The organism is Candidatus Binataceae bacterium (assembly GCA_035294265.1).
GTDB lineage: Bacteria > Desulfobacterota > Binatia > Binatales > Binataceae > DATGLK01.
Genome location: DATGLK010000068.1, coordinates 28,924 through 55,058, shown reverse-complemented (window position 1 = coordinate 55,058; position 26,135 = coordinate 28,924). Strand labels below are relative to the sequence as shown.

At 62.2% G+C, this 26,135-nt stretch carries 23 protein-coding genes and 1 tRNA gene; 16 read left to right on the top strand and 8 right to left on the bottom strand.

Annotated elements, in window-relative coordinates; genetic code table 11:
• From VKV28_11580 to ftsZ, 6 genes are all read left to right on the top strand, one after another.
• Nucleotides 1-529, top strand: a 529-nt coding sequence (locus VKV28_11580) for a glycosyltransferase (GenBank protein ID HLH77437.1), incomplete at its 5' end; no start/stop codon positions are given.
• Entirely contained in the window at nucleotides 526-1,956 is a 1,431-nt protein-coding gene (murC, locus tag VKV28_11575) for a UDP-N-acetylmuramate--L-alanine ligase (GenBank protein HLH77436.1), read from the top strand. The genes VKV28_11580 and murC, both read left to right, overlap by 4 nt.
• Entirely contained in the window at nucleotides 1,943-2,881 is a 939-nt protein-coding gene (murB, locus tag VKV28_11570) for a UDP-N-acetylmuramate dehydrogenase (protein HLH77435.1), read from the top strand. Before murC ends, murB begins: the two co-directional genes overlap by 14 nt.
• A complete protein-coding gene (locus tag VKV28_11565; protein HLH77434.1) occupies nucleotides 2,881-3,564 on the top strand; it encodes a hypothetical protein in 684 nt (227 codons plus the stop codon). Before murB ends, VKV28_11565 begins: the two co-directional genes overlap by 1 nt.
• Complete coding sequence (ftsA, locus tag VKV28_11560) at nucleotides 3,561-4,772, top strand: cell division protein FtsA (GenBank protein HLH77433.1); 1,212 nt, start codon at nucleotides 3,561-3,563, stop codon at nucleotides 4,770-4,772. Before VKV28_11565 ends, ftsA begins: the two co-directional genes overlap by 4 nt.
• A 70-nt stretch (nucleotides 4,773-4,842) precedes the next feature.
• Complete coding sequence (gene ftsZ, locus VKV28_11555) at nucleotides 4,843-6,210, top strand: cell division protein FtsZ (GenBank protein ID HLH77432.1); 1,368 nt, start codon at nucleotides 4,843-4,845, stop codon at nucleotides 6,208-6,210.
• 81 nt (nucleotides 6,211-6,291) lie between these two features.
• Here the strand turns inward: ftsZ and VKV28_11550 are convergent, their stop codons facing one another.
• Genes VKV28_11550 through VKV28_11540 form a run of 3 tightly spaced genes read right to left on the bottom strand, consistent with a single transcriptional unit; the run spans nucleotide 6,292 to nucleotide 8,928 of the window.
• Nucleotides 6,292-7,443, bottom strand: a complete 1,152-nt coding sequence (locus VKV28_11550; protein ID HLH77431.1) for a M20/M25/M40 family metallo-hydrolase — start codon at nucleotides 7,441-7,443, stop codon at nucleotides 6,292-6,294.
• Nucleotides 7,444-7,474: 31 nt separating this feature from the next.
• Nucleotides 7,475-7,945, bottom strand: a complete 471-nt coding sequence (locus tag VKV28_11545; GenBank protein HLH77430.1) for a M67 family metallopeptidase — start codon at nucleotides 7,943-7,945, stop codon at nucleotides 7,475-7,477.
• Complete coding sequence (locus tag VKV28_11540; GenBank protein ID HLH77429.1) at nucleotides 7,942-8,928, bottom strand: 2-dehydropantoate 2-reductase; 987 nt, start codon at nucleotides 8,926-8,928, stop codon at nucleotides 7,942-7,944. The genes VKV28_11545 and VKV28_11540 overlap by 4 nt, the downstream gene beginning before the upstream one ends.
• A 254-nt stretch (nucleotides 8,929-9,182) precedes the next feature.
• Between VKV28_11540 and VKV28_11535 the strand changes: the two genes are divergently transcribed.
• Both VKV28_11535 and VKV28_11530 read left to right on the top strand, forming a co-directional pair.
• Nucleotides 9,183-9,260: transfer RNA gene (locus VKV28_11535), tRNA-Glu, on the top strand.
• A 71-nt stretch (nucleotides 9,261-9,331) separates the two neighbouring features.
• Nucleotides 9,332-9,550, top strand: a complete 219-nt coding sequence (locus VKV28_11530) for a hypothetical protein (protein ID HLH77428.1) — start codon at nucleotides 9,332-9,334, stop codon at nucleotides 9,548-9,550.
• Between the two features lie 7 nt (nucleotides 9,551-9,557).
• Here the strand turns inward: VKV28_11530 and VKV28_11525 are convergent, their stop codons facing one another.
• Nucleotides 9,558-9,911, bottom strand: a complete 354-nt coding sequence (locus VKV28_11525; protein ID HLH77427.1) for a hypothetical protein — start codon at nucleotides 9,909-9,911, stop codon at nucleotides 9,558-9,560.
• 656 nt (nucleotides 9,912-10,567) lie between these two features.
• On the opposite strand from VKV28_11525, the gene VKV28_11520 reads away from it, so the two are divergent.
• Complete coding sequence (locus tag VKV28_11520) at nucleotides 10,568-11,563, top strand: hypothetical protein (protein ID HLH77426.1); 996 nt, start codon at nucleotides 10,568-10,570, stop codon at nucleotides 11,561-11,563.
• Nucleotides 11,564-11,657: 94 nt separating this feature from the next.
• On the opposite strand, the gene VKV28_11515 is transcribed toward VKV28_11520, so the two are convergent.
• The 4 genes from VKV28_11515 to VKV28_11500 all read right to left on the bottom strand — a co-directional run bounded on the left by VKV28_11515 (nucleotide 11,658) and on the right by VKV28_11500 (nucleotide 15,944).
• Nucleotides 11,658-12,044 (bottom strand): hypothetical protein, encoded by a 387-nt coding sequence (locus tag VKV28_11515; protein ID HLH77425.1) that lies wholly within the window; start codon nucleotides 12,042-12,044, stop codon nucleotides 11,658-11,660.
• Between the two features lie 48 nt (nucleotides 12,045-12,092).
• Nucleotides 12,093-12,227 carry a hypothetical protein gene (locus tag VKV28_11510; protein ID HLH77424.1) on the bottom strand — a complete coding sequence of 45 codons (135 nt, stop codon included), beginning with the start codon at nucleotides 12,225-12,227 and terminating at the stop codon, nucleotides 12,093-12,095.
• Nucleotides 12,228-12,371: 144 nt separating this feature from the next.
• The gene (locus VKV28_11505) at nucleotides 12,372-13,814 is read right to left on the bottom strand and encodes a CAP domain-containing protein (protein ID HLH77423.1); all 1,443 of its coding nucleotides are present in this window, start codon (nucleotides 13,812-13,814) and stop codon (nucleotides 12,372-12,374) included.
• Nucleotides 13,815-14,165: 351 nt separating this feature from the next.
• Nucleotides 14,166-15,944, bottom strand: coding sequence for a DUF1302 family protein (locus tag VKV28_11500; protein ID HLH77422.1), 1,779 nt, complete (start codon nucleotides 15,942-15,944; stop codon nucleotides 14,166-14,168).
• Nucleotides 15,945-16,899: 955 nt separating this feature from the next.
• Here VKV28_11500 and VKV28_11495 point away from each other — a divergent pair.
• The 7 genes from VKV28_11495 to trpC all read left to right on the top strand — a co-directional run bounded on the left by VKV28_11495 (nucleotide 16,900) and on the right by trpC (nucleotide 26,129).
• The gene (locus VKV28_11495; protein ID HLH77421.1) at nucleotides 16,900-18,033 is read left to right on the top strand and encodes an LLM class flavin-dependent oxidoreductase; all 1,134 of its coding nucleotides are present in this window, start codon (nucleotides 16,900-16,902) and stop codon (nucleotides 18,031-18,033) included.
• A gap of 171 nt (nucleotides 18,034-18,204) precedes the next feature.
• Complete coding sequence (locus VKV28_11490; GenBank protein ID HLH77420.1) at nucleotides 18,205-20,856, top strand: PAS domain S-box protein; 2,652 nt, start codon at nucleotides 18,205-18,207, stop codon at nucleotides 20,854-20,856.
• 96 nt (nucleotides 20,857-20,952) lie between these two features.
• Complete coding sequence (locus VKV28_11485; protein HLH77419.1) at nucleotides 20,953-21,966, top strand: amidohydrolase family protein; 1,014 nt, start codon at nucleotides 20,953-20,955, stop codon at nucleotides 21,964-21,966.
• Between the two features lie 256 nt (nucleotides 21,967-22,222).
• Nucleotides 22,223-23,731, top strand: a complete 1,509-nt coding sequence (gene trpE, locus VKV28_11480; GenBank protein ID HLH77418.1) for an anthranilate synthase component I — start codon at nucleotides 22,223-22,225, stop codon at nucleotides 23,729-23,731.
• Nucleotides 23,728-24,315 (top strand): aminodeoxychorismate/anthranilate synthase component II, encoded by a 588-nt coding sequence (locus tag VKV28_11475; protein ID HLH77417.1) that lies wholly within the window; start codon nucleotides 23,728-23,730, stop codon nucleotides 24,313-24,315. The genes trpE and VKV28_11475 overlap by 4 nt, the downstream gene beginning before the upstream one ends.
• Nucleotides 24,312-25,325 carry an anthranilate phosphoribosyltransferase gene (gene trpD / locus VKV28_11470; GenBank protein HLH77416.1) on the top strand — a complete coding sequence of 338 codons (1,014 nt, stop codon included), beginning with the start codon at nucleotides 24,312-24,314 and terminating at the stop codon, nucleotides 25,323-25,325. The genes VKV28_11475 and trpD overlap by 4 nt, the downstream gene beginning before the upstream one ends.
• Nucleotides 25,326-26,129, top strand: a complete 804-nt coding sequence (trpC, locus tag VKV28_11465; protein HLH77415.1) for an indole-3-glycerol phosphate synthase TrpC — start codon at nucleotides 25,326-25,328, stop codon at nucleotides 26,127-26,129.
• The last annotated feature ends 6 nt before the right edge of the window (nucleotides 26,130-26,135 follow it).

Genomic DNA, 26,135 nt, shown 5'->3' with positions numbered 1-26,135 from the left:
TGTTTTAGGGGGGTCAAGCGGAGCGCATAGACTGAACATTGGGGCTTTGTTTGCCTTCACTTCTTTGCGCAAAACTGTTATAAATTTCACCATTGTACATCAGACCGGGAGTGTGGACGAGGGGTTGGTGGGTAGCGGTTATCAACAAGCGGGAATCGCCGCGCGGGTAATCCCGTTTATAGACGATATGGCGGCTGCGCTGGCGGCCGCCGACTTGGTCGTGGCGCGCGCCGGAGCGATGACGGTCAGCGAGTTGGCCTTGGCTGGCCGCCCCTCCATCCTGGTGCCCTATCCCTTCCATCGCGATCGCCAACAGGAGCATAACGCCCGTACCCTGGAACGGGTGGGGGCGGCGATCATCGTGCCCGACGATGATCACCTGGGAGAAAACCTCAGCCGCAAGTTGTTGGAGCTCAATAACGACCGAGCTCGGCTGGTGACGATGGCCCAGCGTGCGCTGAGCATGGCGCGCCCGGACGCGGCGGCGGCGATCGCACGCACCTGCCTTGAGATCGCGGAGGCGCGATGAGCGGCGGCGCCATCCCTCAGAGCCTGATGGGGGCGGGCTCCCGCCCGCTGCATTTCATTGGGATTGGCGGCGCCGGAATGAGTGGAATCGCCGAGTTGTGTCTGCGGCTTAATCTGGCGGTGAGTGGATGCGATTTGCGCGCCAGCGCCGCCACGGCGCGGCTGGCCGGGTTGGGCGCCAGGATAACCATTGGCCACGATCCCAGTCACCTCTCGCCCGAACTTAACGCGGTGGTCATCTCGTCCGCGGTCAAAGCGAACAATCCCGAGGTGCAACGGGCGCGAGCGATGCGCATTCCGGTCATCGCGCGAGCCGAGATGTTGGGAGAATTGCTGCGCCTGGCCCGGGCTGGTGTCGCGGTGGCGGGCACTCATGGCAAGACCACCACGACTTCGCTGGTGGCTTTAATCCTGGAAGAGGCGGGTTTGGATCCGACGGTGGCAATCGGCGGCAACCTGCGCGCGCGCGGCACCAACGTGCGGCTGGGGCGAGGCGATTTCATGGTTGCCGAGGCCGATGAGAGCGACGCTTCCTTTTTGCTCCTGCTGCCCACCATCGCCATCGTCACCAATATCGATCCTGAGCATCTGGACCATTACGGCACCATGGAACGCGTGCGCGAGGCCTATCTGAATTTCGTCAACCGGGTGCCCTTTTACGGCTTCGCCGTGCTCGGTATCGACAGTGCCGAAGTGCGCGAGTTGCTGCCCATGGTACGCAAGCCGTATCTGACCTACGGGGAAGCGGCCGATGCCGATTATCGGGCCAGTGCAATTGCGATTCGGGGCCTGGCCACCACCTTCGAAGTGAGCGAACGCGGCCAGCCCTTGGGCAGCATCACGCTACCGCTACCCGGCCATCACGTGGCGCTCAACGCCCTGGCCGCGATCGCGGTGACGCGCGCGCTCGGGGTAAGTTTTGCGGTGGCCGCGGCGGCGTTGGCAAGCTTTTCGGGGATTGCGCGCCGGTTCGAAGTCAAAGGCGAGATGGCCGGTCGTATCGTGCTGGACGATTACGCCCATCATCCGGCCGAGGTGCGCGCCACCTTGGCGGCGGCTAAACGCGCCTTCGGTAGACGCATGCTGGTGGTTTTCCAACCCCATCGCTTCACCCGTCTGCGCGATCTGTTCGACGAGTTCATCACCGCCTTCGACGATGCCGACCGGCTCTACCTGACGGACGTTTATCCGGCTGGCGAGGAACCGATTGCCAACGTGTCCGCGCTGCGGCTGAGTCAGGCAATTCGGGCGCGGGGCGGGTTGGAGGTGGCATATCTAGGCGAGGAGCTCTGGCCGGCGCGTCGGGTGGTAGCGGATTCCGCTCCCGGCGACCTGATTGCGACCCTGGGCGCGGGCGATATTTATCGGCTGGGCGAGACGATTTTGCACGACCTGGGCCAGGAGAGCCCTGCCGATGAGCGCGCTTGAGCGGCAATTGGCCGGCCACTTCGCCGCGCGACTGCGCCGGGAGTGCGTGCTGGCAGAGCTGACCTCCTTTCGCATCGGCGGTCCGGCCGATCTGCTTCTGGAAGTCGCCGACGAAGACGAATTGGCGCTGGCAGTGAGCGCGGCGCGTCGCTGCGAAAGCCCGCTCTTCGTGTTGGGTGCGGGCACCAACTTGCTAATCAGCGACCGCGGCATTCGCGGACTGGTGCTGCGCCTGGGACCGGGCTTCGGCGAGATCGCGGTGGAGGGCAGCCGTGTGCGCGCCGGAGCCGCGGTGCCCTTCGGCATGCTAGTGGCGACGGTGGTGGCGCGCGGGCTAGCCGGATTGGAATTCGGCGAAGGCATCCCGGGTAGCGTAGGCGGCGCCTTAATCATGAATGCTGGCGCTTTCGGCGGCGAGCTGGCGCGTACGGTGGCCGCGGTTGAGGGGGTCGATCGCGAGGGCCGGCGCTGCCGATTGCAGCCCGCGGAAATCGCCTTTGGTTATCGACATAGTGCGCTGCCCGAGGGCTTTATCGTCGCCCGGGTGGACTTCCAGCTGGAGCCCGGCGACGCCGGCGCGCTCAGGGCGCGGGTGGCGGAACTCAAGGCGCGGCGCGCGCGCCATCAGCCGCAAGGACTACCCAATGCCGGCTCGGTGTTTAAAAATCCTCCTGGCGGTTTTGCCGCGCGCCTGCTCGATCAATGCGGGCTTAAAGGACAGCGGGTCGGCGCGGCCGCCTTTTCCGAGCAGCATGCGAATTTTATCGTTAACTTGGGCGGTGCGCGTGCGGCCCACGTGCGCGCCCTGATCGAATTGGCGCGCCGGCGAGTTGAAGACCAGACCGGAGTTCGCCTGGAGCCCGAGCTGCGGATGGTGGGCGAGTGGCAGGAACAGACCTCGGTGCTTGGGATGGGCGAGGCTTGATGAGCAGAGTGGCGGCAGGCAGGCAAAAGAGCCGACCCGCGGCGGATTGGAGCGGCCGGTTGGGCGGCATCGTGCTGTGCGCCTTCTTCGCTCTGGGCGTGGTGGCCGGGATCGGCGTGACCGGTCGTCACGGCGGCTTGGCGCTGGTTCGCCGCTTGCGCCATGCCTCGCGTCAATTGGCCCCGTTTGCTGGCGGCGGCGGAGCGATCGCGACCGTGGAGCGCTCGGACGGGCTTTATCTGTTGGCGGGTGATGGTTCGCTCAGCGGCCCTATCTCAGCGCGTGCGGCCGGGGATTTGCCGGTGCTCAGCGGCAGCGGCCTGGATTACGCACGGGCTTCGCAGTTGCTGGAATACGCCAGCCTGTTGGTGCGCGCTGAAGCGTTATGGTCGGAGTTGGTATCCGAGATGAAAGTGGAAAACGACGGCACGGCGACCCTGTTTTTGGAACAAACCCATACTGCGGTTACGGTGGATGTGGATCGAGGGAGTCTGGAGTTGACCCGCGCGGCCGCCATTCTGACCCGCTGGCGCGCCCGCCAGGATCTGGTCGCGGCTATGGACCTGACAGTCAGCGGTCAGGCGGTATTGCGCCTGCGCCAACCGCTGCCGGTTGCCTTGCAGGCTCTGCATAATCAGGCGTCTTTCCGCCGGCCGAACAATGGGGAGATGGCCTCGCGATGAGAAACATTCTGAGCGCTTTCGATATCGGCACCAGCAAGGTGTGCGCGCTGGTGGCCGAAGCCTCCGACGACTCCGACCTGGCTCTGCTGGGCTACGGGGTGGCGCCGTGCAGCGGGTTGCGCAAAGGGGTGGTGGTCAATATCGAGGCCACCGTGGAAGCCTTGCGCGCTGCGCTCAACGAGGCCGAGCGCAGCGCTGGCGTGAAGATTGGTGCTTCCTTGGTGGGCATCGCGGGCTCGCACATCAAGGGTTTTAACAGCCACGGGATCGTGGCGGTGCGCGGTGGCGAAGTCGGCCCGCGTGACGTCGAACGCGTGATCGAAGCCGCGCGCGCGGTCGCCATCCCGCTGGATCGGCAGGTCTTGCACGTGCTGCCGCAACAATTCGCGGTCGACGATCAGGACGGCGTGCGAGATCCGGTGGGGATGGCGGGCGTACGGCTGGAAGCGCGCATCCATATCGTGACCACAGCCCAGGGGTATGCGCAAAATCTGGTCAAGTGCTGCGAGCGCGCTGGCGTCAGCGTCTCCGAGCTGGTGCTGGAGCCGCTGGCGTCGGCTGAGTCGGCGCTCTTTCCTGAGGAGCGCGAGTTGGGGGTGGCGCTGGTGGATATCGGCGGCGGCACTACCGACATCATCGTGTATCACGCTGGTGCAGTGATGCACACTGCGGTACTGCCGCTGGGCGGCAATCATTTGACCGGTGACTTGGCGGCCGGCCTGCGCACCGCTCTGGCCGACGCCGAGAAGCTTAAAACCAGCTATGGCGTGGCTACCAATCAGGTGGTGGGTAGCGACGAAATGGTGCGCGTGCCTGGGGTGGGCGGGCGCGAGCCGCGCAGTCTGGCACGCCGGCTGCTCGGAGAGATCCTCGAACCCCGAATGGAAGAAATTTTCGTGATGGTGCAGCGCGAGTTAATCCGCTCGGGGGTGGCGGAGGCGCTCGCTTCGGGTTTGGTGCTGGTGGGTGGCAGCTCGTTGCTGGAGGGGACCCAGGAGTTAGCCGAACGGGTGTTCGAGCTTCCGGTGCGCCGCGGCCTGCCGGTCAATCTCAAAGGGATGCCCGAGGAGCTGATGAAACCGATGTATGCGACCGCCGCCGGCTTGCTGCTAGCGGGGCGGAGCAACTCTGCCAGCGCGGCCACGCGCTTGCGCTCTTGGAGCAAGCTGCGCTCGCGAGTCAGTGGCTGGGTGCGGGATTTTTTTTAACTTTGGCGGGCCTGCGCGCGCCCTGCGCGTGGCGTCATCGTCGACGAGGAGCGGCTGAGGAGGATTAGCGATGATCGAGTTGGTGGAAACGCCCGACCCGGGCGCCCGCATCAAAGTTATTGGCGCGGGGGGATGTGGTGGTAATGCGGTCAATCACATGATTCAGGCCGGGCTGCGCAATGTCGAGTTCATCTCGGTGAACACCGACATTCAAGCCCTGCAGAACAACGTGGCCCCGATGCGGATGCAGGTGGGTCAGCAGCTTACCCGCGGGCGCGGCACCGGCGGTAATCCCGAAATCGGGCGCAAGGCCGCTCTGGAGGACGAGGAACGCTTGCGCGAGGCCTTGACCGGGGCCGAAATGGTTTTCGTCACCGCTGGCATGGGCGGCGGGACTGGTACCGGTTCGGCGCCGGTGATCGCGCGCCTGGCGCGCGAAGCGGGTGCGCTCACGGTGGGGGTGGTAACCAAGCCCTTTCAGTTCGAGGGGCGCAAGCGGATGACCCAGGCCGAGGATGGGTTGCGTGAACTCAAGGCCGCGGTCGATACCTTAATTACCATTCCCAACCAACGCCTACTCTCCGTGGCCAGTCGCAATACCCCGTTGCGTGAAGCCTTTCAGCGCGCCGACGAAGTACTGCTGCAGGCGGTACGCGGAATCTCCGAACTGGTAACCGTCCACGGCCTAATCAATCTGGACTTCGCCGACGTGCGCTCGATTATGGCTGAGATGGGTTTGGCGATGATGGGAGCGGCGACGGCCTCGGGCGAAAATCGCGCGGTCGAGGCCGCCCAGCGCGCCATCTCCAGCCCGCTGCTGGAGGACCTGTCGATCAAGGGGGCGCGCGGTTTGCTCATCAACGTGACCGGCGGCAGCGATCTGTCGCTTTACGAGGTGAACGAGGCTGCCAGCCTGATCCAGGAAGAGGCGCACGAGGACGCCAACATCATCTTTGGCGCGGTGATCGACGACTCACTCAGCGATGAAATCCGGGTGACCGTCATTGCCACCGGCTTCGGCGACCTGGAGACGCGCTATGCGCCCAAGCCGACGATGGCCACGGCTATCCATCAGGCTTCCAGCGGCCGTCACTCCGGACCGTTGGGCAGTGTGCCGGGGCTGACGCGTACGCCGATTTCGACTCCGCTGCCGCATGCTCCGATTACCGCGCCGGTGCAATCGGCGGCTACCGCGCCGATCGATGGGAGCGAGACGCTAACCACTCCGGCGCCCACTTCGCCGGTTAAGGTGTTTCCTAGCAAGCCGGTGCGCAAGCTGGGCTTGCTGGTTGACGACAGCCTGGATATCCCGACTTTCAAGCGGCGGGCGGAGGAGGCTGGCTTTGGGACTGCGCCGATGAAGCTGGAGCCCAACCAGTTACTGGAGAATGAGGATTCGCTGGATATACCCACTTTTCTGCGCAAGCACGCCGATTAGCGAGCGGGGCTCGGTCACCCGGGCCCTGCAGGTGCGAGCGATCGGCGCGTGGGTAAGTGAATGGACGGGCCGAGCCTACTCTCAGCTCTCGGCCTGAACCTGCACTAGCTCCAAGGTGACCTCGGCGGCGGCAATCATGTCCTTGACGTCCAGCCATTCGCGCACGGTGTGGATGTCGCGCATGCCGGTGCCGAGGTTGGCCACCACCAAGCCGCGCTGATTGAGGACATTGGCGTCGCAACCGCCGCCACACGCGCCGGGCTCGACCAGCCGCCCGGCGCGCCGTGCAGCCTCCAGCACCTTGCGCACGATCGGCGCGTCCTCGCTCACGTTCATCGCCTGGTACTGGCTGTCGGCGCGGTGATTCAAGCGGGCCTCGAAGCGTTGCCCCTCCAGAGTCAGGTGGGCGTGCGCCACGGCTTGGCGAAAACAATCGACCATATGCTGGACCTGGGCGCTGAGCTTGGCCGGATCGCGCGAGCGCGCTTCGCCGCGCACGACCACCCGATTGGGGATGATATTGAGCGCGCGGCCGCCGTGGATAATTCCAAGGTTGGCCGTGGTTTCCTCGTCGATTCGTCCCAGGCGCATCGCGGCAATCGCCTGGGCGGCGACCTGGATGGCGGATAGACCTCGCTCCGGGGCCATTCCGGCGTGCGCCTCCAAGCCATGGACCACGAATTCCAAGGTTTGGCTGGCGGGACCGCGCACGAACAGAAAGCCGGGCGCGTCGCTGTCGAACACCAGCCCCTCGCGCGCTGCGACCAGGTTCAAATCCAGATGCTTGGCGCCTTGCAGGCCCACCTCCTCGCAGATCGTGAAGACCGCATCGATGGGCCCATAAGGCACCTGGGCTTCGTGCAGCCGATGGAGGACTTCGCAAATGATCGCGCAGCCCGACTTGTCATCGCCGCCCAAAACTGTGCGGCCGTCGCTGCGAATGATGTCGCCCTCCACGATCGGCCGCACGCCCTGGCCGGGGCTGACTGTGTCCATGTGGGAACACAGCAGCAGCGGGGCGGCGGCGGGCCGCGTACCGGGAAAATGGGCGATTAGGTTGCCGACCTCGCCGCCGACCTTGGTGCCCGCGCTATCGAAGCAGCACTGTGCCCCCAACGGCTCCAATTCTTTTCGCAGACGCTCGGCGCATTCGCCCTCGTGGCGGGAGAGCGAATCGATCTGTACCAGCTCCAACAACAGATGTTTGAGCCGCTGTGAATTTACCCCAATCATCGCCCTCGCCAGGTCGCCCGATCGTGCCTTGCTAGCGCATCCTCAGCTCGCTTTCGACAAAATCCTTGGTTGCCTCGTCCCAGGTATAGAGCGCGGCGCGGGCGAATCTCCCCTGTTTGATCGAAACTACCAAATAGCCGGTGTCGGGATAGTCGGGGCTGTCGGGAGTGAAGGAGCAGGCCTGGCGCCGGTCAGTGGGAGAGAAGTAGGCGTCGTGATCAGGATGGGAATGGTAGACCAAGCGCACGTCCAAGCCGCGGTCGTCCACTTCGCGCAACACCGCGAGGTGTTGGCGCGGCTCCATCAGGTAGGCGGTGCGCGCGTCGCGCGGAAAGGCCTGAGGGTCCTCGGCGTGCTTTTGATCTTGAATGTTTTGGATCGGCCGCACTTCTTCGATCCGTTCGTTGCCGATCACGAAGCCGCAGCATTCGTTAGGGTATTCGCGCTCGGCTTGCGCCTTGATCGCATCGAAGCTGGCTGCTCGTAGCGTAATTGTACTCATTGCCGATGCTCTCGTGCGCTTTGGCGCAGCCGTTCGCAGGCCTTAATCAAGTCGGTGAGGGTGCGATTGATTTCCACCGCCAGCCCCAACTCATCGCCCAGGGCTACGATGCGTCCGTTGAGGGCGTCGATTTCGGTGCGTCCGCGCTGTTCCAGATCGACCAGCATCGAGGGGCGATGATCGTAGGTGATCGGGACCAGTCGGCCGTAGAAGGCCTCGCGATAAGCGTCGGCGTTGGCGAAAGGCAACGCGATTTCCAGCCGGTGAGCAACGGCAAAGGCCTCCTCGATAACCCCATCCATGATTCGGCGCAGCGCTGGGTCCGCGCCCAGCGCTCCGTAATGGGTGCGCAGGAGGGCGCCGAGCGGATTGAGCGCGGCATTGTAGAACAGCTTGGTCCACAACAGGGGTCGGATGTCGGTGCTGGCCTCGCTGGGGATACCGGCCTGGGTCAGATGCGCGCTCAACCGCTGAGCGCTCGCATACAGGGCCGTGCTTGCCGTGCCGCTCAAATCGGGCGAAGGGCCCAGCGCCACCGGTTCGGCGAAGACCGTGACCCGGACCCGCGCCGGCGCCAGTTCGGCGCCAAAGATTACGCGCGCGCCCAGCAGGCGCCCGGCTCCAAGATAACGGGCAAGCTGCTCGAGATTGCCCAGGCCGTTTTGTGCCGCCACCACGATTCCATCTTCGGCCAACAATGCGCCAAGATGCGAGGCGAAAGCCGCGGTATCGTAGCTTTTGACCGCCAGGATTATCAGACTGAAGCGCCGGCCGGCCAAGGCATCGAGGTTGTCGACCAGAGCGAAACCATGGGCGCGATGGCTACCGAAGAGCCCCTCGAGTCGAAGGCCGTCGCGATCGATCGCCTGGAGATGGGCAGCGCGGCCGAGCAAGGTGACCTGGTCGCCGGCGAGTTGCAGCAGCGTGCCGATCGTCGAGCCGATCGCACCCGCGCCGGCAATCAAAATCGGTCCTTGCCACATCGCTAAGAAAGATAGCGGGCGGAGGCTGATCTCACAACCAAGGCGACTCAAGGGCGCCAACCACATCATGGGACCCGCGAGCGGTCGCGAATTCGTGGCGGCTTGCGCGCTGGCTGAGCGCATCCATGAGCCGTTGCGATGGCGGCGTCGCACTGCACCGACAGCAGGTGGGCAAAACCCAGCTTGCTCCAAGTTGCGATGGTCTGATACGTTTGCGCCGACGCGGCTGCGCCGTGTCGCGTCGCCCACCTTGCGTCCCCGTCGTCTAGCTCGGCCTAGGACACCGGCCTTTCACGTCGGTAACACGGGTTCGAATCCCGTCGGGGACGCCAAGGCTTTTCCCGTTAAACCCCCTAAATTGTCCGCTTTTTGTCCTGCGTCGAACCATTTTTGGCGCAGGGTAGTGAAACGGCATCACGCGTGGCTCACCACCGGCAACGCCTACATCATGCTGTTCGACGCGGCCACGTTGCCGGCAAATGACGCGACGCCGAAGGTGCTGATCTACGTACCGCCGAACAGTTTCGGATGGGAGACCGATGCGCAGACGCTCGGCACCGCTGGGTCTTTCAGGAAAGGTGAATTGCGCCGCATACACGCCCAATCGCATCTCCGCTGTTAGCGCTCACTCAGTTGGCATTGGCACAAGCGGAGGGCGGATTCGCAATTTTCTCGAAACCCACCTCTCCGCATTGCCCCTGGTAGAAGTAGTTGTAGCAGTTCAGCGGCATCCGCCCGACGTTGGCGGAAACGTGGCCGCCCGCGCCGGTGTCGTTCCAGTGGACATATTCCGGCGTGGGCCCACTCGGGGTCGGCGCCGCAGTCGGAGTCTCGATCGCGCTGAAACTGTAACTTATCGCCGGGTTGCTGGAGTTGCCGATGAACACGTTTATGGCGGTGCCGGTCGGAATCTGATTTACGGGATTGCTCGTGGGATCGTTGGAACCCTGGGGCCATTGCGACATGGGCGCATCGATTTCCATTTCGCCGATTTCCGGCGTCCCAGAAAGGTGTCGCCGCAAAACGGCGTGCCTGACAACTGAGGAAAGCTGCAGCACCCCTGCTCGGTCTGCCAATCACCGGGCGCGGTGGTACTCGGTCCTGTGACGGATTGCACCCACGCTGACGATCACCGATCCCAGCAAGTGCACGCTCAATCCGCCGTTATATTATCTGGGCGTCGGTTTCGACCGCCCTGGCGCCACGCCGGGCAACCCCTTCCATAGCCCTGCCGCAAATGCATTTCTGCACGTCACCGACGCAGCTAACGGCACCGACATCGCCCCGGGGTACGTCCTCACCACGAAAGGCGCAACGCTGGGAATCGACGGGACCACCGGCTACAAAGTGATCGCTCTGATGCGAGAAAAAACGAAGCCGCGGGGATGCCGGCGCCATCCACGCCAGGAGTTTCGGTGGTCGTAACGCTGCCGGCGCCCGGCAAGCCGCTCGAAACTCCGGTTCCCGACAGCCGCGGCCTGGCTCTGACCGTGGACGGCGCGTCCGGCGGCACCGTCAAATCGGCTGCTGACTGGCGCGCTTTCGGTCTCCATGTTCCGGATGAACCAGCGCAAGCCCGATAAAAACACTACTATCGCGAATTCGCAATGTGATATACGCATCAAAGGAGTACGGTCCGATGGCCGATCTGCCGCTCACGCTAGCGTGTTGGACCTATGACCGCACGCGCGCGCTCGCTGATGGAAGCGTGAAGCCCGAAGGTATCGCGCTCCGGATGGAAAGCGCGCCGCAGGTTGGCACGATCATGGAGCGCATGGTACGCGAGCGTGCCTATGACGCCTCCGAACTTGGCCTCACTTATTACTTAAGAACGCTGGAGCTGACCGGCGCGCCCTTTATCGCAATCCCGGTCTTTCCCAACCGCATCTTTCGCCATGCGGCGATCTTCGTGAACCAAGCGCGGGTGGCAAAGCCGCAGGACCTGATTGGAGCCAAGGTGGGTGAACTGCATCGCTACGGGCACGACGCCGGTATCTGGGCCAAGGGTATTCTTGCCGACGAATATGGCGTACCAGCGCGCAGCATGACGCATGTCGTAGGCGGGCTCGATCAGCCCGATGGGCGCGCGGACTGGGCGCCGTTCGAACCGCCCGCAGACGTGCGAATCGAACCGCTGCCACCCGGACGGGGCCTCGATCGGATGCTGGAAACGGGTGAGGTGGCCGCGCTCTTCTCGGCTTGGCTGCCCCCCAGCTTCGTGCGCGGCGCGCCTAACGTCGCGCGCCTTTTTCCCAACTATCGCGAGGTGGAGCGCGACTGGTTTCGCCGCACCGGGATTTTCCCCATCATGCACACGGTAGTAATCCGCCGCGAGCTTTACGAAGCCAACCGCTGGATCGCGCGTGCCTTGATGCAGGCCTTCGAAGCGGCGAAGGCCCGCGCGCTGGCTGAGTTCCGTGCGGCTGACACCTTCATGGGCACGTTCGTGATGGTCCCCTGGCTTTCCGCGCTGGTCGAGGAGAACCACGCACTTTTGGGCGCCGACCCGTGGGCCTACGGACTGGAGCCGAACCGCAAGGCGATCGAGACCTATCTTCGCTATCATGCCGAGCAGGGTTTATCCAAGCGTCGCTGGGCTCCCGAAGAGCTGTTCGCCCCGGAATGCCTGGGGTGACGCCGTTTGCACAAACCCGATCTGAGCATCGCCCTCGCGCGCAGCTTACCAAGAACGCCCTTATTGATGGGTAGGCCACTGGGTGCGCTGCGGCTCAGCGCTTGTGGTACGGGTAAAAGCGATCTTTTTCGCCGCGCTTCCATGCCGCCTTCAGGACCGGGTCGCTGATATCCCAATCGGGACGGCAGCGCTTGAGCACGGTGCGCAAATCCAGACGCAATTCTTCGACCGTGGGACGGCCAAAAAACCAGTAGCCGCAATAGAGCTTGAAGACCACCAATCCGGGCTCCAGCACGAGGGTGTACGGGATCATCGGATCGTGCCTTGTATCGGTATATTCGGCGATATCGAGATCCTTCTGGACCGTGCGCTCGACATCCGACAGGAAAGGCCATTGAGCGCCGACGCCCGAACGATACTCCTTGGTTTGGAGCGCATCGTCCGTGCTGATAGTTACCATCCGGCAGTAGCCCACTTCCATTTCGCGATGGAGCTGAACCAGCCCCTCCGCCTGGCGGCGATCTTTAGGTCAAAAGCCGCCCCGGCTGAGCACCAATACCATCGGATCGGCTCCCTGCAACTCCGACAGTGAGCGCAATTCGCCGTTGTGGTCCGGCAATTTGTAATCTGGGAACTTGGCCCCCGCAACGATATCTGGCCGCATCGCTTTGCACCTCGCTCATGAGCGTAGTCAAAGCAGCGCCTATAGCCAAATGCCGCTGAATTTCGTCTGCGACCTTATCCAAATAGCCCGCAGAGCTTCACACGCGCGAAGACGAGATTCGCCCGCCCTAACGTCCGCGCGGGTTCATTGCTCATCGAGCTTTGTAATGTGGGCGCTTGGCTTAGAGCCGCTGGCCTGAAAATCCCATGTGTAGGAGTGGCGCTGTGTGACGATACTTACCCGGTAGGCATGTCCCGGGGCGAGCGGCTCGCGCGGCATGACGACTACCGCGCCATATTCAAGCAGCACTTGCCGGCCGTGTTCGACGGGGAATGTCCGAGAGTCAAAGCCGCAGGCCTCCACATCCTGGCCAGTCGTGGTGTCGCGCAGTCCAAATGACTGCAAAAACGCCTTCACATCCGCCCCGGTTTGAACCGTGATCGGGACGCCCACGGGGAAGTGATACCCCGGGCAAGCGTCGAGAGGATTGGGCCATTCCGATCCTTCCATGACCCCGCGCACGACCGAACCGGCGGGAGGAAAGATGGTTGCAGGCGTGGTGCCGGTAGGGGTGGAACCGCGAATCACCAGCGTTGCCGCGCGCATCGGAAAGCGCCCGCAATCGCCATAGCCGGCCACCTTTGCCCAGGGCGCCAGCAGCGAGAGCCGATGGAACGCGGTGTCGATTAGCGCGTCGACGTCGGCCTCGGGATTGCGGTCCCAGCTGATGTCGCCGCTATGAGCCGCCCGGTTGCCAGCCATCGTGAAGTAAGGATTGGCGGGACTTTCGTTGTGGGCCGCGCCATCGATGGTTTGCTCGTATTGGAGGAAACCCGCCGGGTCGCTCGGTCCGTTTTTCACCAGGTAACAAGCATGGCTTTGCGCCGCGTCACTCAGCCCGGCGTTCTCCCCGATCGGCTCAACTCCGGCCTCAATTCTCCAGCCGTTAAGCGCTGTAAGCCATGGCTCATCCGATTTGAAGGCGATAAGTCCGGCGGCATCGGGGTCGAGTGTGGTACCCGGTGCGGCCGCCAAATCGCCAGACGCAGCTTCCTGATTCTGCCGCTTCAGCGACTGGCTTTGCCAGACTGGCAGGCCGGGCAAGCCGATTGACTGCATCTGTCCTTGGGAATTGGTCGAGTACTGGAGGGGGATACAGGATGACGCCCCAGCGGCGAGCGCGATGGCAACGACCAAAAGACGGGCTTGCCTGGGGAGAGGTCGCCGTGAAGCAAGCTTTTCGTGCTGAACCTTTCGCTCGCATTCCGCCCACCCTTGATGCCGGACGCTCATATTCGAACCCCCCTTTTTACCTCCGAAAACACAAGCAGCGGAGAAGCGAGGCTGATGTACGGACTGACGCAATCGTAGGCCATTTGGGCTATCGATTTCGAGCACTTCGATGCAAAAAGTTACAATTTCTAACGTTCGCGGAACCGGCCGGATCTTGCGCGTGGCCGAAACCTCGAGCTTCGCTGGGCCAAAGCTTGCGATTGCTGGCTGAAATCTCTCGATCTCTTCTTGGGCGGTCGCGAAAACCGGGCTCGCGGTCTGCGTGTCTGCGTTGGCTTTGCCCGAGACGGACAAGCAGTTCGCTCGCCGGCTTAGCTGATTCAGCCGGAGGGCTAATCCTTTTGCATCATGACCTAGGTTGACTTGATCGCAGCGCTGACGTGGTCCTTTTCAGCCTCAGATCCTCAACGCTACGACAAGTGAATACCGATTCAGTCGTGCTGTCGCCCACATTGAGATCCATCGGTAAAAGCCCGTTCAGTAAAAGCCCGTTGCGCGTCGTGCACTATATCTGCCACAGCCAGGCCTGCGGCAGCACCGATGCAATCGATTTCGTTGGCAGTGGCATCCGACGAAACCCATCGCAATGGCGGCGAGCGGCTGCGAGCAGACAAGTAGGAAGTCTGCCCGCAGCCGAGCCCAGGCTTAAATCAGGTCAAAATTATATTGGAATTGCGCCGTCAACATCGAAAGACCCTTGAGTATTCCGATGTCCAATCCGCCGTTGGGAAAACCGTAGCGATTGGTTCCAAGCACCTCGATCCAGCGAAAAGTGGCAAAATATTTGTTGGTCCATGGCGGTGTCAGAGTCAAGCTGGGAAAAAACGCGAATGTTTCGCCGTTGGGGTCGTAGGCCATGGTCCAGGTCGGCGCGATGGCGCCCCACCACCAGCTCGAGGTGATGTTGAGGGAACCGCTGATATCGTTGTGATACATCGGGTTAAAGTAAGTCAGGAATTGTTGCATTTTGCGGCTCGGACTGAGTAATGTCTGACCGTCGATTTCCGCATTGACGGTTAGATTACCCGTGCTGGTCAGCCAGGGAACGTAGGCGGAATCCAGATCCAGACCCGCGATCCAGAGCATGACGTCAGAATAGGTAAGGCCGTCGGGGGAGCCATTTTGATAATTCGGATTGAAGTGTGTAAACACAGTACCTGGAATTGCAAAAGTGTTGAACGGCATGTGATTTTGATACATCACCTCAGTGCGCGCCACGAACGGCAGGGAAGCCAGTGCGCCCGGCAGGTATATAGGCCTGTTGGCGGTAAAGCCGGCGCCTTGGTACGACTGATAGGTGATATATTGGTTGCGGGCAAAGACCCCGGGCGCTTCGGCAAAGTCCACAGAGCCAAGCTTGTCCACGGGTAGGTAGCTGTGAGCGTTGGCGTAGATTGCCGTCATCTCGACGTCATAGGCCAAGGTATGAAATCGCACAAAAACGTTACTATTGGCGAAGGTCGCGCTCGGATATACCCAGCGCGGGTTGTAAGGCGAGGGAACATACAAACCAGTGCCCGCGGGTCCGCCGACCTGGTACATGACAAAGGGCGGGGCTTGCGCGATTGGTGCACCGGCAGGCGGAGGACCTTCGCCGGTACAAACGGTGCCCTTGGGCCCGCCAGTGGGACTGGTGCAACCGCGGTTGTCGGGGCGCCCCGTGAAGCGACCACCGGGTAAGCCGCCCAAAAGCGTCTCGCGACCTGCTATCGGGTCCATCCCAAATAGATGATCGTCGCTGTAGTTGACGTTGGTGTACATAAAGTCGAAGCCGGGTTCATAGACGACCTCCAGAAAGTTCGTGCCAAAGGGACCGAAATCGGGCAGGTTGAGGATTGGGTGGATCATCCAGACCGGCATGTAGGTCTGCTCGATGTTGGCGAAGCCGAAACTCCAACTCAGGTCCTGTGGATTGATTTGGTCGGTAGCGCGGAATGTCACCGACTCGCCCCATTTCACGATCTGCTTGCCGATGAATAGCTGCAAAGGGCCGATTCGGTGCTTGATCCAGAACTCACGCAGGCCGTACTGGTTATAAAAGTCGCTATTGCAATGCGTTTGCACGCCCCTGGGGTTTAGGCAGTTGGTTTCCCAGGGGTAGCTGGGTTCGTAGACGCCCCAAAAACGCATGAAGACCTGGTCGTTCTCGGTGGGGTCGTCATTGACATCCAATTGCACGAAATTGCGTTCGGTAGCTAAAGAGTTTTTGCTTTTGTTGTAATTTAGCGCCTCAGAATCCAGGAATACACCGCTGGTGTTATTGATGAATCCAGAGACGTTTAAGGTTTTTAGGGCCAAGGGCTGCGAGGATGTTCCTCCGCTGGATGTCATTAATTGCGCCGCGGCTTCAGGAGGTGCTGCAAAATGAAACAAGACAAAAATGAACAGATAAAATGCGACACTAAATAATAGACGCGATTTCAAGTGATTTGCCTCCATTTGCTTAGCTAGACAAGTGTGGGGCTTCGGCACGCTACGCCTTTGCGCAGTGGCGCAAATCGAATGTGGTTCAGCGCAAGGTGAACCACGGAAGCGCTGTACCGAGAAAAGCTGGCTAAGCGAGGAAAGCGTGGGCCGGATCGTCGGGTATGCGGGATGCCGTCCGGCAGTGTAGGCGATAAGGTTGAACGACCGGCGGCGGAACTGAAGCTAAACGGTGCTGGCCGCGGGGTGTTCTTTCGACCTCAATAGCAAGACAGAAAACAGGCGCGGAGTTTTCCACGAGGTCAGGAGCAGGCGGACTGACCTGCTCCACGACGTGACGAGCAGATTGATTGCGGGCGGAATGAATAAGCGAACTACGGAGATGGGCGCTTAGCGCAAACTCTCGCGACAGATGAGCCAAAGCGAGGTTGGTCAGAGCAAAAACGAGCAGAAGCGGTAACAGCCTGTGCTTCATGGCCGTGATGAAAAATGGCCCTTATAAAGTCACGGATAGCCAGGTTCCACTGGTCAACCGAGTTATCATAGTCATCGAGAAAGAGTCAAGAAGAGAGTGTAAGAAAAAAATAGCCTGTGCCGGGCGGATGCGAAAAAGTATTAATTTGGATGGGCGGGCGACAGCGCAACGGTAGATATTGTAGCGGCCTGCGTGGGTGGAGCTTAAGTGTTGCGCAAGCCAAGCTTACGAGGATAGCTCGACGACCGACTACGGGCTTTCCGATCAAGCATGCGAGGAGCGCGGTGTTCAATGGTGGCGTGGTTTGGCTGAGGCAACTCGGGGTGGGGGCTCGGTCCGGGCGGCGGACATCATAAAGTCATGAGACTGGGCGGTGGACCGGCAGTGGTAGCTGGCCGTATATTTCATCGGTCAGGGGGCTGACAATTGCTCGTGCGGAACTGATCGCCGCGCCGGCTCCGGCGGGAAAGGGAATTCGTGATGGCGCAACGCAACCCGGGCTTGGTGGAAGGTAATCGCTTCAAGTTGGGGATCTTCGGGCCCAATTGTTCCGGGGGCTTGGCTTTCACCAAACTGCCGGAGCGCTGGGATGCTGATTGGGACAAAAATGTGGTTCTGGCCCAAATGGCCGACCAGGCCGGCATCGAATGCCTGATACCGGTGGGTCGCTGGAAGGGATACGGCGGAGCCACCGATGTGAACGGTACATCGTTCGAAACCATCACCTGGGCGGGGGGACTGCTGCCACAGACCCGGCGCATCAATATCTTTGGTACCGTGCATGCGCCCCTGTTCAATCCGGTAATGGCGGCCAAGATGATGGTTACCGTGGATCACGCCGGTCATGGGCGCTTCGGGATCAATATTGTGTGCGGGTGGAACCAGGGCGAGTTTGAGATGTTTGGAGCGGTGCAGCAGGAGCACGACGGTCGCTACGAGCAGGGCCAGGAATGGTGGGAGGTGGTACGGCTGCTGTGGTCGGGACAAGGACCGGTAGATTACCATGGACGTTTCTTCAATCTAAAGGGGCTGGTGGCTTCACCGCGTCCTTGGGGCGAGCGCGCCCCATTGATGATGAATGCCGGGGCCTCACCGGCGGGACGAGCCTTCGCGATTCGCAACTCCGATCTTCACTTTGACGCCTGTGGACAACCCGAACAATGTGTGGAGCGGATCGCCGAGACCAAGCGTCTGGCCCTCCAAAACGGCCATGCCATCGCGGTCTGGACCCCGATCAGCGTCATCTGCCGGCCTACCCAGCGCGAGGCCGAGGAGTATGTGGAGCGAGTGGTGGAGCACGCCGATTGGGAGGCGCTCGATCATCTGCTGGGCGGTTTGACTGCCAAAACTGGTGGTCGCTCGCGCCCCGACGACGATCTGTTAAGTTGGCGACGCAATCAAAACGTGCGTGCGATTTTGGGCTACGGCGGCGAGTACTCCGTGCAGGGCGACCCCGATCATGTGGCCCGTGAACTGGCCCGTCTGCATGGGGTCGGGTTCGATGGCGTTGCCATTAGCTTTATAGATTATATCCCTGAACTGGCCTATTTCGCTCAGGAAGTGCTGCCGCGTTTGGAGCGGATGGGGCTGCGCAAACCGCCGCCGGTCAGTTGAGATAACGGCTACAGGCGGCGGTTGGGTTGCCAAAAGACCCCAAGCTGATCAAAGCTGCGCATTCCAGGGCGGCACCCGGAACAAGAGGGCTGCCGCGTGGCGGACTGTCTGGGTGAAAATGGGCACGGCCACAAAAGTCTCAGGCTGGGTAAACGAAGCCGCCGAGGGGGTATGAAGCCGGAGGGTTCGCCACTCGATCTGCTCGCGCAGCTGCTGCGCCAGGCGATCGACGAGCAGATTAATGAAGGTGTCGTGGTGCTGCGCGCCGACGGCACTATCGTCTACAGCAATCGAGGTTTTGCCCGGCGTGTCGCCGCTACTCCGGCGCAGCTGCTTGGCACCGCATTTACGCGCTTTTTGAGCAACGAGCAATCCGCTGCCTTCGCTGCGCTGGCCAACTCCGATGCTCCCGGCTCCACTGGTCGTTTCCGCCTGCAGGCGGAAGGCGAACAGCCGGTCGAGGTGATCTTGGCCGCCCGTTCCTTTACGGCCGACGATAGCGCGCGAGTGGTGGTGTTGAGTGTGGATTCCTTCGAGGGACAGCGTTCCCACGAACTGCTCAATACTTGGATGCGTGGGATGCCCAACGTGATCCTGATTGGGTGGAACCGCGATTTGGAAATTACCATGGCCATCGGGCAGGCTCTGAGCGCGGTTGGAGTTGCGCCGGAGCAGCTCATCGGCAAACCGTTGTTTGCGCTGGAGGCTCATCTGACCCCGCTGACAGCGAATCAGCGCGAGGATGTCCTGGCGGGCCGGCCAATCAGCCGTACTGGGGTTTACGGCGGACACACCTTCGACACCCGAATCGTCCCACTCAGGGATAGCGAAGGGGAGATCGTCGGGGGGGTGGCCGGCGGCGTAGACGTTACCGAACGAGTGGTGATCGAGCAGCGGCTTGAGCGCAAGGTGGCTCAGGAGAGCGCGCTTAGCCATTTTGCGCGGCGCGCCCTAGAGGGTGGTGATATCCAGGCGCTGGCTCACGAGGCGGTGCTCGGTGTTACCCGGGCTTTGAATGTTCCGACCTGCGTGCTGTACGAGGTCGAGGCCGATCAAAGCGCGCTCACCATCCGAGCCGGAGTGGGGTTGGCCGGCGACGCCAAGGTTGGCGAAAAGCTCCCGCTGTCCGCCGTTCCCGTGGCTCAGCGGGTGGTGGTGACCGGTGCGCCGGTGATTGCTCGCAACCTGGACAGTTCCGAGCTGAGTTCCCCCTGGGTCACGGTTTTTGGTCGACGTAGCGCCCTGAGCGTGCCGGTTCCGCGGCGTGAGCGCCTGTACGGAGTGCTCAGCGTGTTTGGCCATGGCGAGGCGGATTTCAGCGCCGAAGAGCTGGAATTTGTCCGCACCATCGCCAGCATTTACGCGCAAGCGGTGGAACGCCGCGAAGTCGAGGCGCAATTGCGCCATAGCCAGCAGTACTATCGCTCCTTGTTGGAAAATGTTTCCGACGTCATTTCGGTGTTGGAGCCTGATGGCACCCTGCTATTCACCAATCGCGCCGCGACCGGAGTCTTTGGCCGCAATATCGCGTCAATCATCGGCACCAATGTGCTCAATTTCCACCATCCCGATAACGTCGAAGCAGTGCGCCAATGCTATGCTTTGGCGCTCCAAAATCCCGAGCAGCTCAGAACAGTTGAAAGTCGGATCCGGCACGAGGACGGGTCGTGGCGCGACAGCGAAGTCGCGGTGCTTGCCACCACCAGCCTGGAAGGCCGCCCGGTACTGGTGTCGACCGTGCGGGATATCAGCGAACGCAAGCGCGTGGAGCGCGAGTTGTCGTTGCTGGCCTCGATCATCGAATTTTCCGACGAGGCGATCACCAGCCGCGATACCGAGGGACGGGTAACCAGCTGGAATCCGGCCGCCGAACGGCTCTACGGGTTCAAGGCCGAGGAGATTATTGGTAAGCGGCGCGACTTCTTCGAAATGCCCGAGTTGAGTCAGCAACTGCGCGAGGCCGGGGTCAGGATCATGCAAAGTGGTCGCTCGGAACGGCTGGAGAGCAAGCGCAATCGCAAGGATGGCAGCGTGATCGAAGTGACGGTGACCTTGTCGCCGCTGTTGGGCTCCAATGGCGAGGTGCTAGGCATTGGTGCCATCTCCCGCGACGCCAGCGAGCGCAGACTGGCCGAACGGGCACGCGAACTAGCCCGCTCTAACGCCGAGCTGGAACAGTTTACCTATGCGGTTGCGCACGACTTGAAGGAGCCGATGCGCCAGATGGCGATCTACGCTCAGCTTCTGCGTAGGCATGCGGCCGCGCCACAGTCCGTGCGCACTGAGTATTTGAACCGTATCGAAGAAGGCGCGCGGCACGGACGTGAGTTAATCAATGCGGTGCTCGATTATGTGCATCTCGCTCCGCAGGCCGCGGAACTGGTGGCGGTGGATTGCGAAGCGCTGGTGAAGTCCGTGGTCGAGGGGTTTGCCACCTCGATCGCCCGCCTGCAGGCGCAGGTTATCTGGGATGGGTTGCCCACCGTGATGGCGGACCAGGCGCTCCTGGCGCGGGTATTTCAAAACCTCATCGGCAACGGGCTGAAGTTCCATGGCGAACAACCTCCGCAAATCCGCATTACAGCGCGCCATGACCTGACCGAATGGGTGTTTTCGGTCCATGACAACGGCATCGGAATCGACCCCCAATATGGCCGGCAGATCTTCGACATGTTCCAGCGCCTAAACCACCGACAAAGCTACGAGGGAACCGGAATCGGCTTGGCGATTTGCAGGAAAGCATTGGAAAAATTGGGTGGAAGAATCTGGCTGGATAGTGAATGTACCCAGGGTGCTACTTTTCGTTTCACCTTGCCGGCATGAACCCGGATGGAGGGCTGCGCAGGGGAGGGTGGCGATTTCCGCGGTGAGCCTGACTGCTGGCGTTCATTTAACCAACCAGGCGCGGAGGCGCCGGTCATGAGAATTGATTGTCATACCCACATTTTCCCTCAGCAATTGCCGCCGCTGGCGCGAACCACCGGCGATGAGCGCTGGCCCGCGGTCAAGCTCAACGGCGACGGCTCCATTGATGTTATGGTTCAAGGCTCGTTGTACCGGCGTATCGCCGCAACCGCTTACGTGCCCTCGGCGCGGCTGGCCGAGATGGATCGCGAGCAAGTCGACAAGCATGTCTTGATGGCCACGCCAATCACTTTCGCCTATTGGGGCGACCCCAAAGCCACCTTGGAGTTGTGCCGCTTCCAGAACGATTTCATGGCCCAGTTCGTCGCTGCCGACCCCGAGCGCTTTATTGGCTTCGCCACGGTGCCGCTCCAGGAGCCAGCGCTGGCGGTGGAAGAGCTTACGCGGGCCCGGCGCGAGCTTAAGCTGGCCGGGGTCGAGTTGGGCGCCACCGTGCGCGGCCTGGGGCTGCACCGGTCCGAGCTACGCCCGTTTTTCAAGGCCGCGATGGAGTTGGACTGCCCGCTGTTCATCCATCCCCTAAACGAACCCTGGGCCTGGGACGAGCGCATCAAAAGCTGGGGAATGGGGCTGACCAACAGCATGGCGATGCCGCACGAAACGGCAATGAGCGCGGGGGCGTTGCTGCTGTCGGACCTGCTAGTCCAGTATCCCGATTTGCGCATTTGCCTGGCCCATGGCGGCGGCTCGCTAGCCGCGGTGCTCCCTCGCATGGGGCATCAGTGGGAGATGCGGCGTGGGCGCGGCGAGGCGGTTACTGGAGTGCATCCGATGGAACTGGCGCGCAAGTTGTGGGTGGATAATCTGACTTACGATTACGAGGCTTGCACGCTGTGCCGAGCGCGTTTCGGCGGGATGGTGCTGGGAACTGACTATCCCTTCGATGGCCGCCGGGAGCGGCCCCCTGGTATAATGTTTGATCAAGCCCTGGAACGCGGCGCGATCGGAAGCGCGGAAGTCGAAGCAATTAAGCAACATCAAGCGCTGCGCTACCTGTTCGGCCGTTAAATTGCGGAAGCACCGATGATAGGCCAGCGGCGACGGTGCATAGGCGGCTTGACGCTGGCGCGCGCGATAATTAGGCTTAAACGGATGCGTTGCGCAATTCGGCACAACTGGGTGGCTTGGCGTAGCTGGCGTGTGTCCGCTTGGGCCGAGGTTTCGTAGCGCAGACGAAGCCCTTAGTTGAAGAGCAAGGCCGCAGGCGGACTAGTCCTCTGCGGCCTTTTTTATTTACCGGCGTCGCGCGCCGAAAGCGATAAGGATGGTTGGACCCGATTTAGCGCAGTTCGAACGTCTGGCCAGCGAAGGCTTTGATCTCGTGCCTGTGACGCGCGAGATCGCGGCCGATCTGGAGACGCCGGTCAGCGCGTTTTTGAAGGTGGTGCGCGGCGAATACGCGTTTTTACTGGAAAGCGTGCAGGGCGGCGAGAAATGGGGCCGCTATACCTTTCTGGGCTGCGAGCCCAGCCTCATCTTCCGCGCCCAAGGTAAATGCCTGGAATTGACTCGCCCTGGACGTGCTCCCGAGCTCAGCGAAGTGGAAGATCCCTTCGAGGCCCTGCGCCAGCAGCTCAAAAACCATCGCGCCCCGCAGTTGCCCGGGTTGCCCCGATTTTTTGGCGGGGCAGTGGGCTTCCTGGCCTACGACCTCGTGCGTTACTTCGAGCGCATACCGGTGCCTGCCGCCGACGAGCTAGGAGTGCCCGACCTGTGCATGCTTTTTACCGATACCGTGCTGGCCTTCGACAATTTGCGTCAAAGCATCCAGATTATCGTCAATGTGCCGGTGCGCGAGTACGCTTCCGCGCGCCAGGCCTACCATGCCGCCCAAGATAAGATCGATGGTGTCATCGCGCGGCTGGCCGCGCCGGTGATTTTGCCTCGGCGCTCGGCTGCGCAAGCCCCGGCCGCCCCTTCCATAAGCTCAAACCAGAGCCGCGAGGGGTACATGTCGATGGTGCTGCGGGCCAAGGAATACGTCAGCGCCGGCGACATCATCCAAGTGGTACCCTCGCAGCGCTTCCAGGCTGAGCTCACCGTTCATCCCTTCAATCTCTATCGGAGCCTGCGCGCGATTAATCCCTCTCCCTATATGTTCTATTTGCAGATGGGCGCACAGACGCTGGTGGGTGCCTCGCCCGAGGTAATGGTGCGGCTGGAGGGGCGCGAGGTGACGGTGCGGCCGATCGCGGGCACCCGGCGGCGGGGAGTGGACGAGGCCGAGGATCGGCGGTTGGAGGCCGAGTTGCTGGCCGACCCAAAGGAACGGGCCGAACATGTGATGCTGGTCGATCTGGGGCGCAACGATGTGGGTCGGGTGGCGGAAATTGGTTCGGTGAAAGTCAGCGAGCTGATGGTGGTGGAGCGCTATTCGCATGTCATGCATATTGTCTCCAACGTACGCGGGTGCCTGCGCCCGGAGTGCGACGCGTTTGACGCTTTCCGCGCCACCTTTCCCCAGGGGACGGTCAGCGGCGCCCCCAAGATCCGTGCAATGGAGATCATTAGCGAGCTAGAAGGCTCGCGGCGTGGGGTGTATGCCGGCGCGGTGGGTTATTTCAGCTATACCGGTAACATGGACACCGCGATTGCCCTGCGTACCATGCTGGTCCAAAACGGCCAGGTGTATATTCAGGCCGGTGGCGGCGTGGTGGCCGATTCCGATCCGGCCGCCGAATACGAAGAGTCGGTCAACAAGGCGCGCGCAATGATGGGTGCCCTGCAAGCCGCGATCGAGCTGGAGGAGATTGCGCGAGGGAGCAGGCGATGAGCCGCCAGCACCTGCTGATGGTGGACAATTACGATTCTTTCACCTTCAACCTGGTGCAATACCTCGGTGAACTGGGTGCCGAGGTCAGCGTGCGGCGCAATGACGCGATCGATGTGGGCGGGGTGCGCGCGCTGGCCCCTGACGCGATCGTGATCTCGCCCGGACCTTGCACCCCAGCCCAGGCCGGTGCCTCGCTGGCATTGATTAGGGAATTGGGCGGTCAGGTCCCGATCCTAGGCGTCTGTTTGGGCCATCAATGCATCGGTGCGGCCTACGGCGGCCGAGTGGTGCGTGCGCAGCGTTTGATGCACGGCAAGACCTCGCCAATCGAACATGACGGGCGCACGGTTTTCGCCGGCCTGCCGAGTCCCTTTCAGGCCATCCGCTACCATTCGCTGTTGATAGAGGCGGACACGCTGCCTGAGTGCCTGGAACGCTCGGCCTGGACGGCGGAAGGCGAAATCATGGGCGTGCGCCACAAACAATTGGCGGTGGAAGGCGTCCAGTTCCATCCCGAATCCATTCTTACCGAGCATGGTCGGCGGCTGCTCGCCAATTTTCTGGCCCGGGTGGCGGGGCGATGAGCGCGATCCGACAGGCGCTGGTGGATGCGCTGGCGGGCCAGTCGCTGCCTGCCGAAGCGATGGGGGCCGTACTTGATGAGATGCTCGACGGCGAAGCTTCACCCGTACTGGTGGCGGCCTGGTTGACAGCCTTGCGTCTGAAGGGTGAGAGTGCCGAGGAATTAGCGGGCGGGGTGGCGGCGCTGTTACGCCGCGCGGTGGCCCCGCCGCTGAAGCCAGGCGGGTTATTGGATACGGCGGGCACCGGAGGCGATGGCCGCGGAACCTTTAATATCTCGACCGCCGCCGCGCTGGTGGCCGCCGCCGCCGGCGTCAAGGTCGCCAAGCACGGCAATCGGGCGGCCAGCGGTGCGGTCGGTGCGGCCGACCTGCTGGAGCATTTGGGCGTACGCATCGAGGTCTCGCCCGCGGGCTTGGCCCATTGCCTGGAGCGAGCGGGAATATGCTTCATCTTCGCACCCCGTTATCATCCTGCTCTGGCACGCGTCGCCGGCTTGCGCCGTGAGCTAGGCGTGCGCACCATTTTCAACCTGCTCGGCGCGCTGGCCAATCCCTGCCAACCGGAATGCCGGCTGCTCGGCGTGGGTGAGAGCAAATTGGTGCGGCCTATGGCCGAGGCTCTGATGCGGCTCGAAGTGGCACACGCGATGGTAGTGCATAGCCAGGACGGGATGGACGAGTTGTCGGCCGCGGCACCTAGCCGGGTGGCGGAGATTCACGCGGGTCGACTGAGCGAGTACCTGGTCGATCCGCGCTCCTTGGGCCTCCACGGCGGCGACATCGTCGTCAGTGGCGTGGCTCAGGCAGCAGCTCGCTTTCGAGCCGCGCTAGCGGGCGAGGATCGCGCTGCGCACGACGTGCTGGTGCTTAATGGTGGGGCGGCTATCTATGTGGGCGGGCGCGCTCCGTCGCTCAAGGAGGGGGTGGAGGTGGCGCGCACAATCGTGGCTTGCGGCCGCGCTCTGGACAACCTCGAGCGGTTGCGCCAAGCCAGTTGGGAGGAAGCCTAGGTGAGTTCGTTTCTGGAGCGGATCTTTGCCGCCAAGCGGGTCGAGGTTGGTGAGCTCAACCGGCGGGTGCCGCTGGCGGAAATGCGCGCGCGGGCTGCGGCCAGCCCCGCGCCACGTCCCTTTATCCAAGGGCTGCGCCAGCGCCACCCTGCGATTATCGCCGAGATCAAAAGGGCCTCGCCCAGCAAGGGCGACATTCAGCCGGGACTGGATCCGGCTGCCGTGGCGCAGGCCTACGTCGAAGGCGGCGCGGCGGCCATCTCGGTCCTCACCGACGTTCATTTCAAGGGTTCGCTAGCGGATTTGCGCGCGGTTCGCCGGGCCGTAAATGTACCACTGTTGCGCAAGGATTTTATCTTTGATCCCTATCAGATTTACCAGGCGCGAGCCGAGGGAGCCGACTGCGTTTTGCTGATCCTAGCGATGCTCGCACCCGCTCAGGTCGGCGAATTGCTGGCCTTGGCTGGAGACCTTGGATTGGCGGCTCTGGTGGAGGTGCACGATCGCACCGAGCTGGAGCAGGCCGAGCGGATGGGGGCGGCGCTAATCGGGATCAACAATCGCGACCTGCACAGCTTCGCCACGGATTTGGCGGTAACCGAGAGATTGGCAGCTTCCTACCATGGATCCGCTCTATTGGTGTCGGAGAGCGGCATCGACGGACCGCACGACGTGCGCCGCCTGTATCGAGCCGGGGCGCGCGCCTTTCTAATCGGCGAGAGTTTGCTGCGCGCGGGCGAGCCGGCGGCGCGGTTGGCCCTGATGGCGGGCGCGCTGGAAGAAAGGGACCAGGCCCTTGGCTAACGCACG

Excerpts from the sequence above, each read along its gene's own strand:
- VKV28_11525 (HLH77427.1), bottom strand. The coding sequence starts at position 9,911 with ATGGAAATCGATGCGCCCATGTCGCAATGGCCCCAGGGTTCCAACGAT.
- trpE (HLH77418.1), top strand. The coding sequence starts at position 22,223 with ATGGTTGGACCCGATTTAGCGCAGTTCGAACGTCTGGCCAGCGAAGGC.
- VKV28_11520 (HLH77426.1), top strand. The coding sequence starts at position 10,568 with ATGGCCGATCTGCCGCTCACGCTAGCGTGTTGGACCTATGACCGCACG.
- VKV28_11565 (HLH77434.1), top strand. The coding sequence starts at position 2,881 with ATGAGCAGAGTGGCGGCAGGCAGGCAAAAGAGCCGACCCGCGGCGGAT.
- VKV28_11550 (HLH77431.1), bottom strand. The coding sequence starts at position 7,443 with ATGATTGGGGTAAATTCACAGCGGCTCAAACATCTGTTGTTGGAGCTG.
- VKV28_11515 (HLH77425.1), bottom strand. The coding sequence starts at position 12,044 with ATGGAAGTGGGCTACTGCCGGATGGTAACTATCAGCACGGACGATGCG.
- VKV28_11475 (HLH77417.1), top strand. The coding sequence starts at position 23,728 with ATGAGCCGCCAGCACCTGCTGATGGTGGACAATTACGATTCTTTCACC.
- VKV28_11545 (HLH77430.1), bottom strand. The coding sequence starts at position 7,945 with ATGAGTACAATTACGCTACGAGCAGCCAGCTTCGATGCGATCAAGGCG.
- VKV28_11490 (HLH77420.1), top strand. The coding sequence starts at position 18,205 with ATGAAGCCGGAGGGTTCGCCACTCGATCTGCTCGCGCAGCTGCTGCGC.
- murC (HLH77436.1), top strand. The coding sequence starts at position 526 with ATGAGCGGCGGCGCCATCCCTCAGAGCCTGATGGGGGCGGGCTCCCGC.
- ftsA (HLH77433.1), top strand. The coding sequence starts at position 3,561 with ATGAGAAACATTCTGAGCGCTTTCGATATCGGCACCAGCAAGGTGTGC.
- VKV28_11485 (HLH77419.1), top strand. The coding sequence starts at position 20,953 with ATGAGAATTGATTGTCATACCCACATTTTCCCTCAGCAATTGCCGCCG.
- VKV28_11540 (HLH77429.1), bottom strand. The coding sequence starts at position 8,928 with ATGTGGCAAGGACCGATTTTGATTGCCGGCGCGGGTGCGATCGGCTCG.
- trpD (HLH77416.1), top strand. The coding sequence starts at position 24,312 with ATGAGCGCGATCCGACAGGCGCTGGTGGATGCGCTGGCGGGCCAGTCG.
- VKV28_11495 (HLH77421.1), top strand. The coding sequence starts at position 16,900 with ATGGCGCAACGCAACCCGGGCTTGGTGGAAGGTAATCGCTTCAAGTTG.
- ftsZ (HLH77432.1), top strand. The coding sequence starts at position 4,843 with ATGATCGAGTTGGTGGAAACGCCCGACCCGGGCGCCCGCATCAAAGTT.
- VKV28_11510 (HLH77424.1), bottom strand. The coding sequence starts at position 12,227 with ATGCGGCCAGATATCGTTGCGGGGGCCAAGTTCCCAGATTACAAATTG.
- murB (HLH77435.1), top strand. The coding sequence starts at position 1,943 with ATGAGCGCGCTTGAGCGGCAATTGGCCGGCCACTTCGCCGCGCGACTG.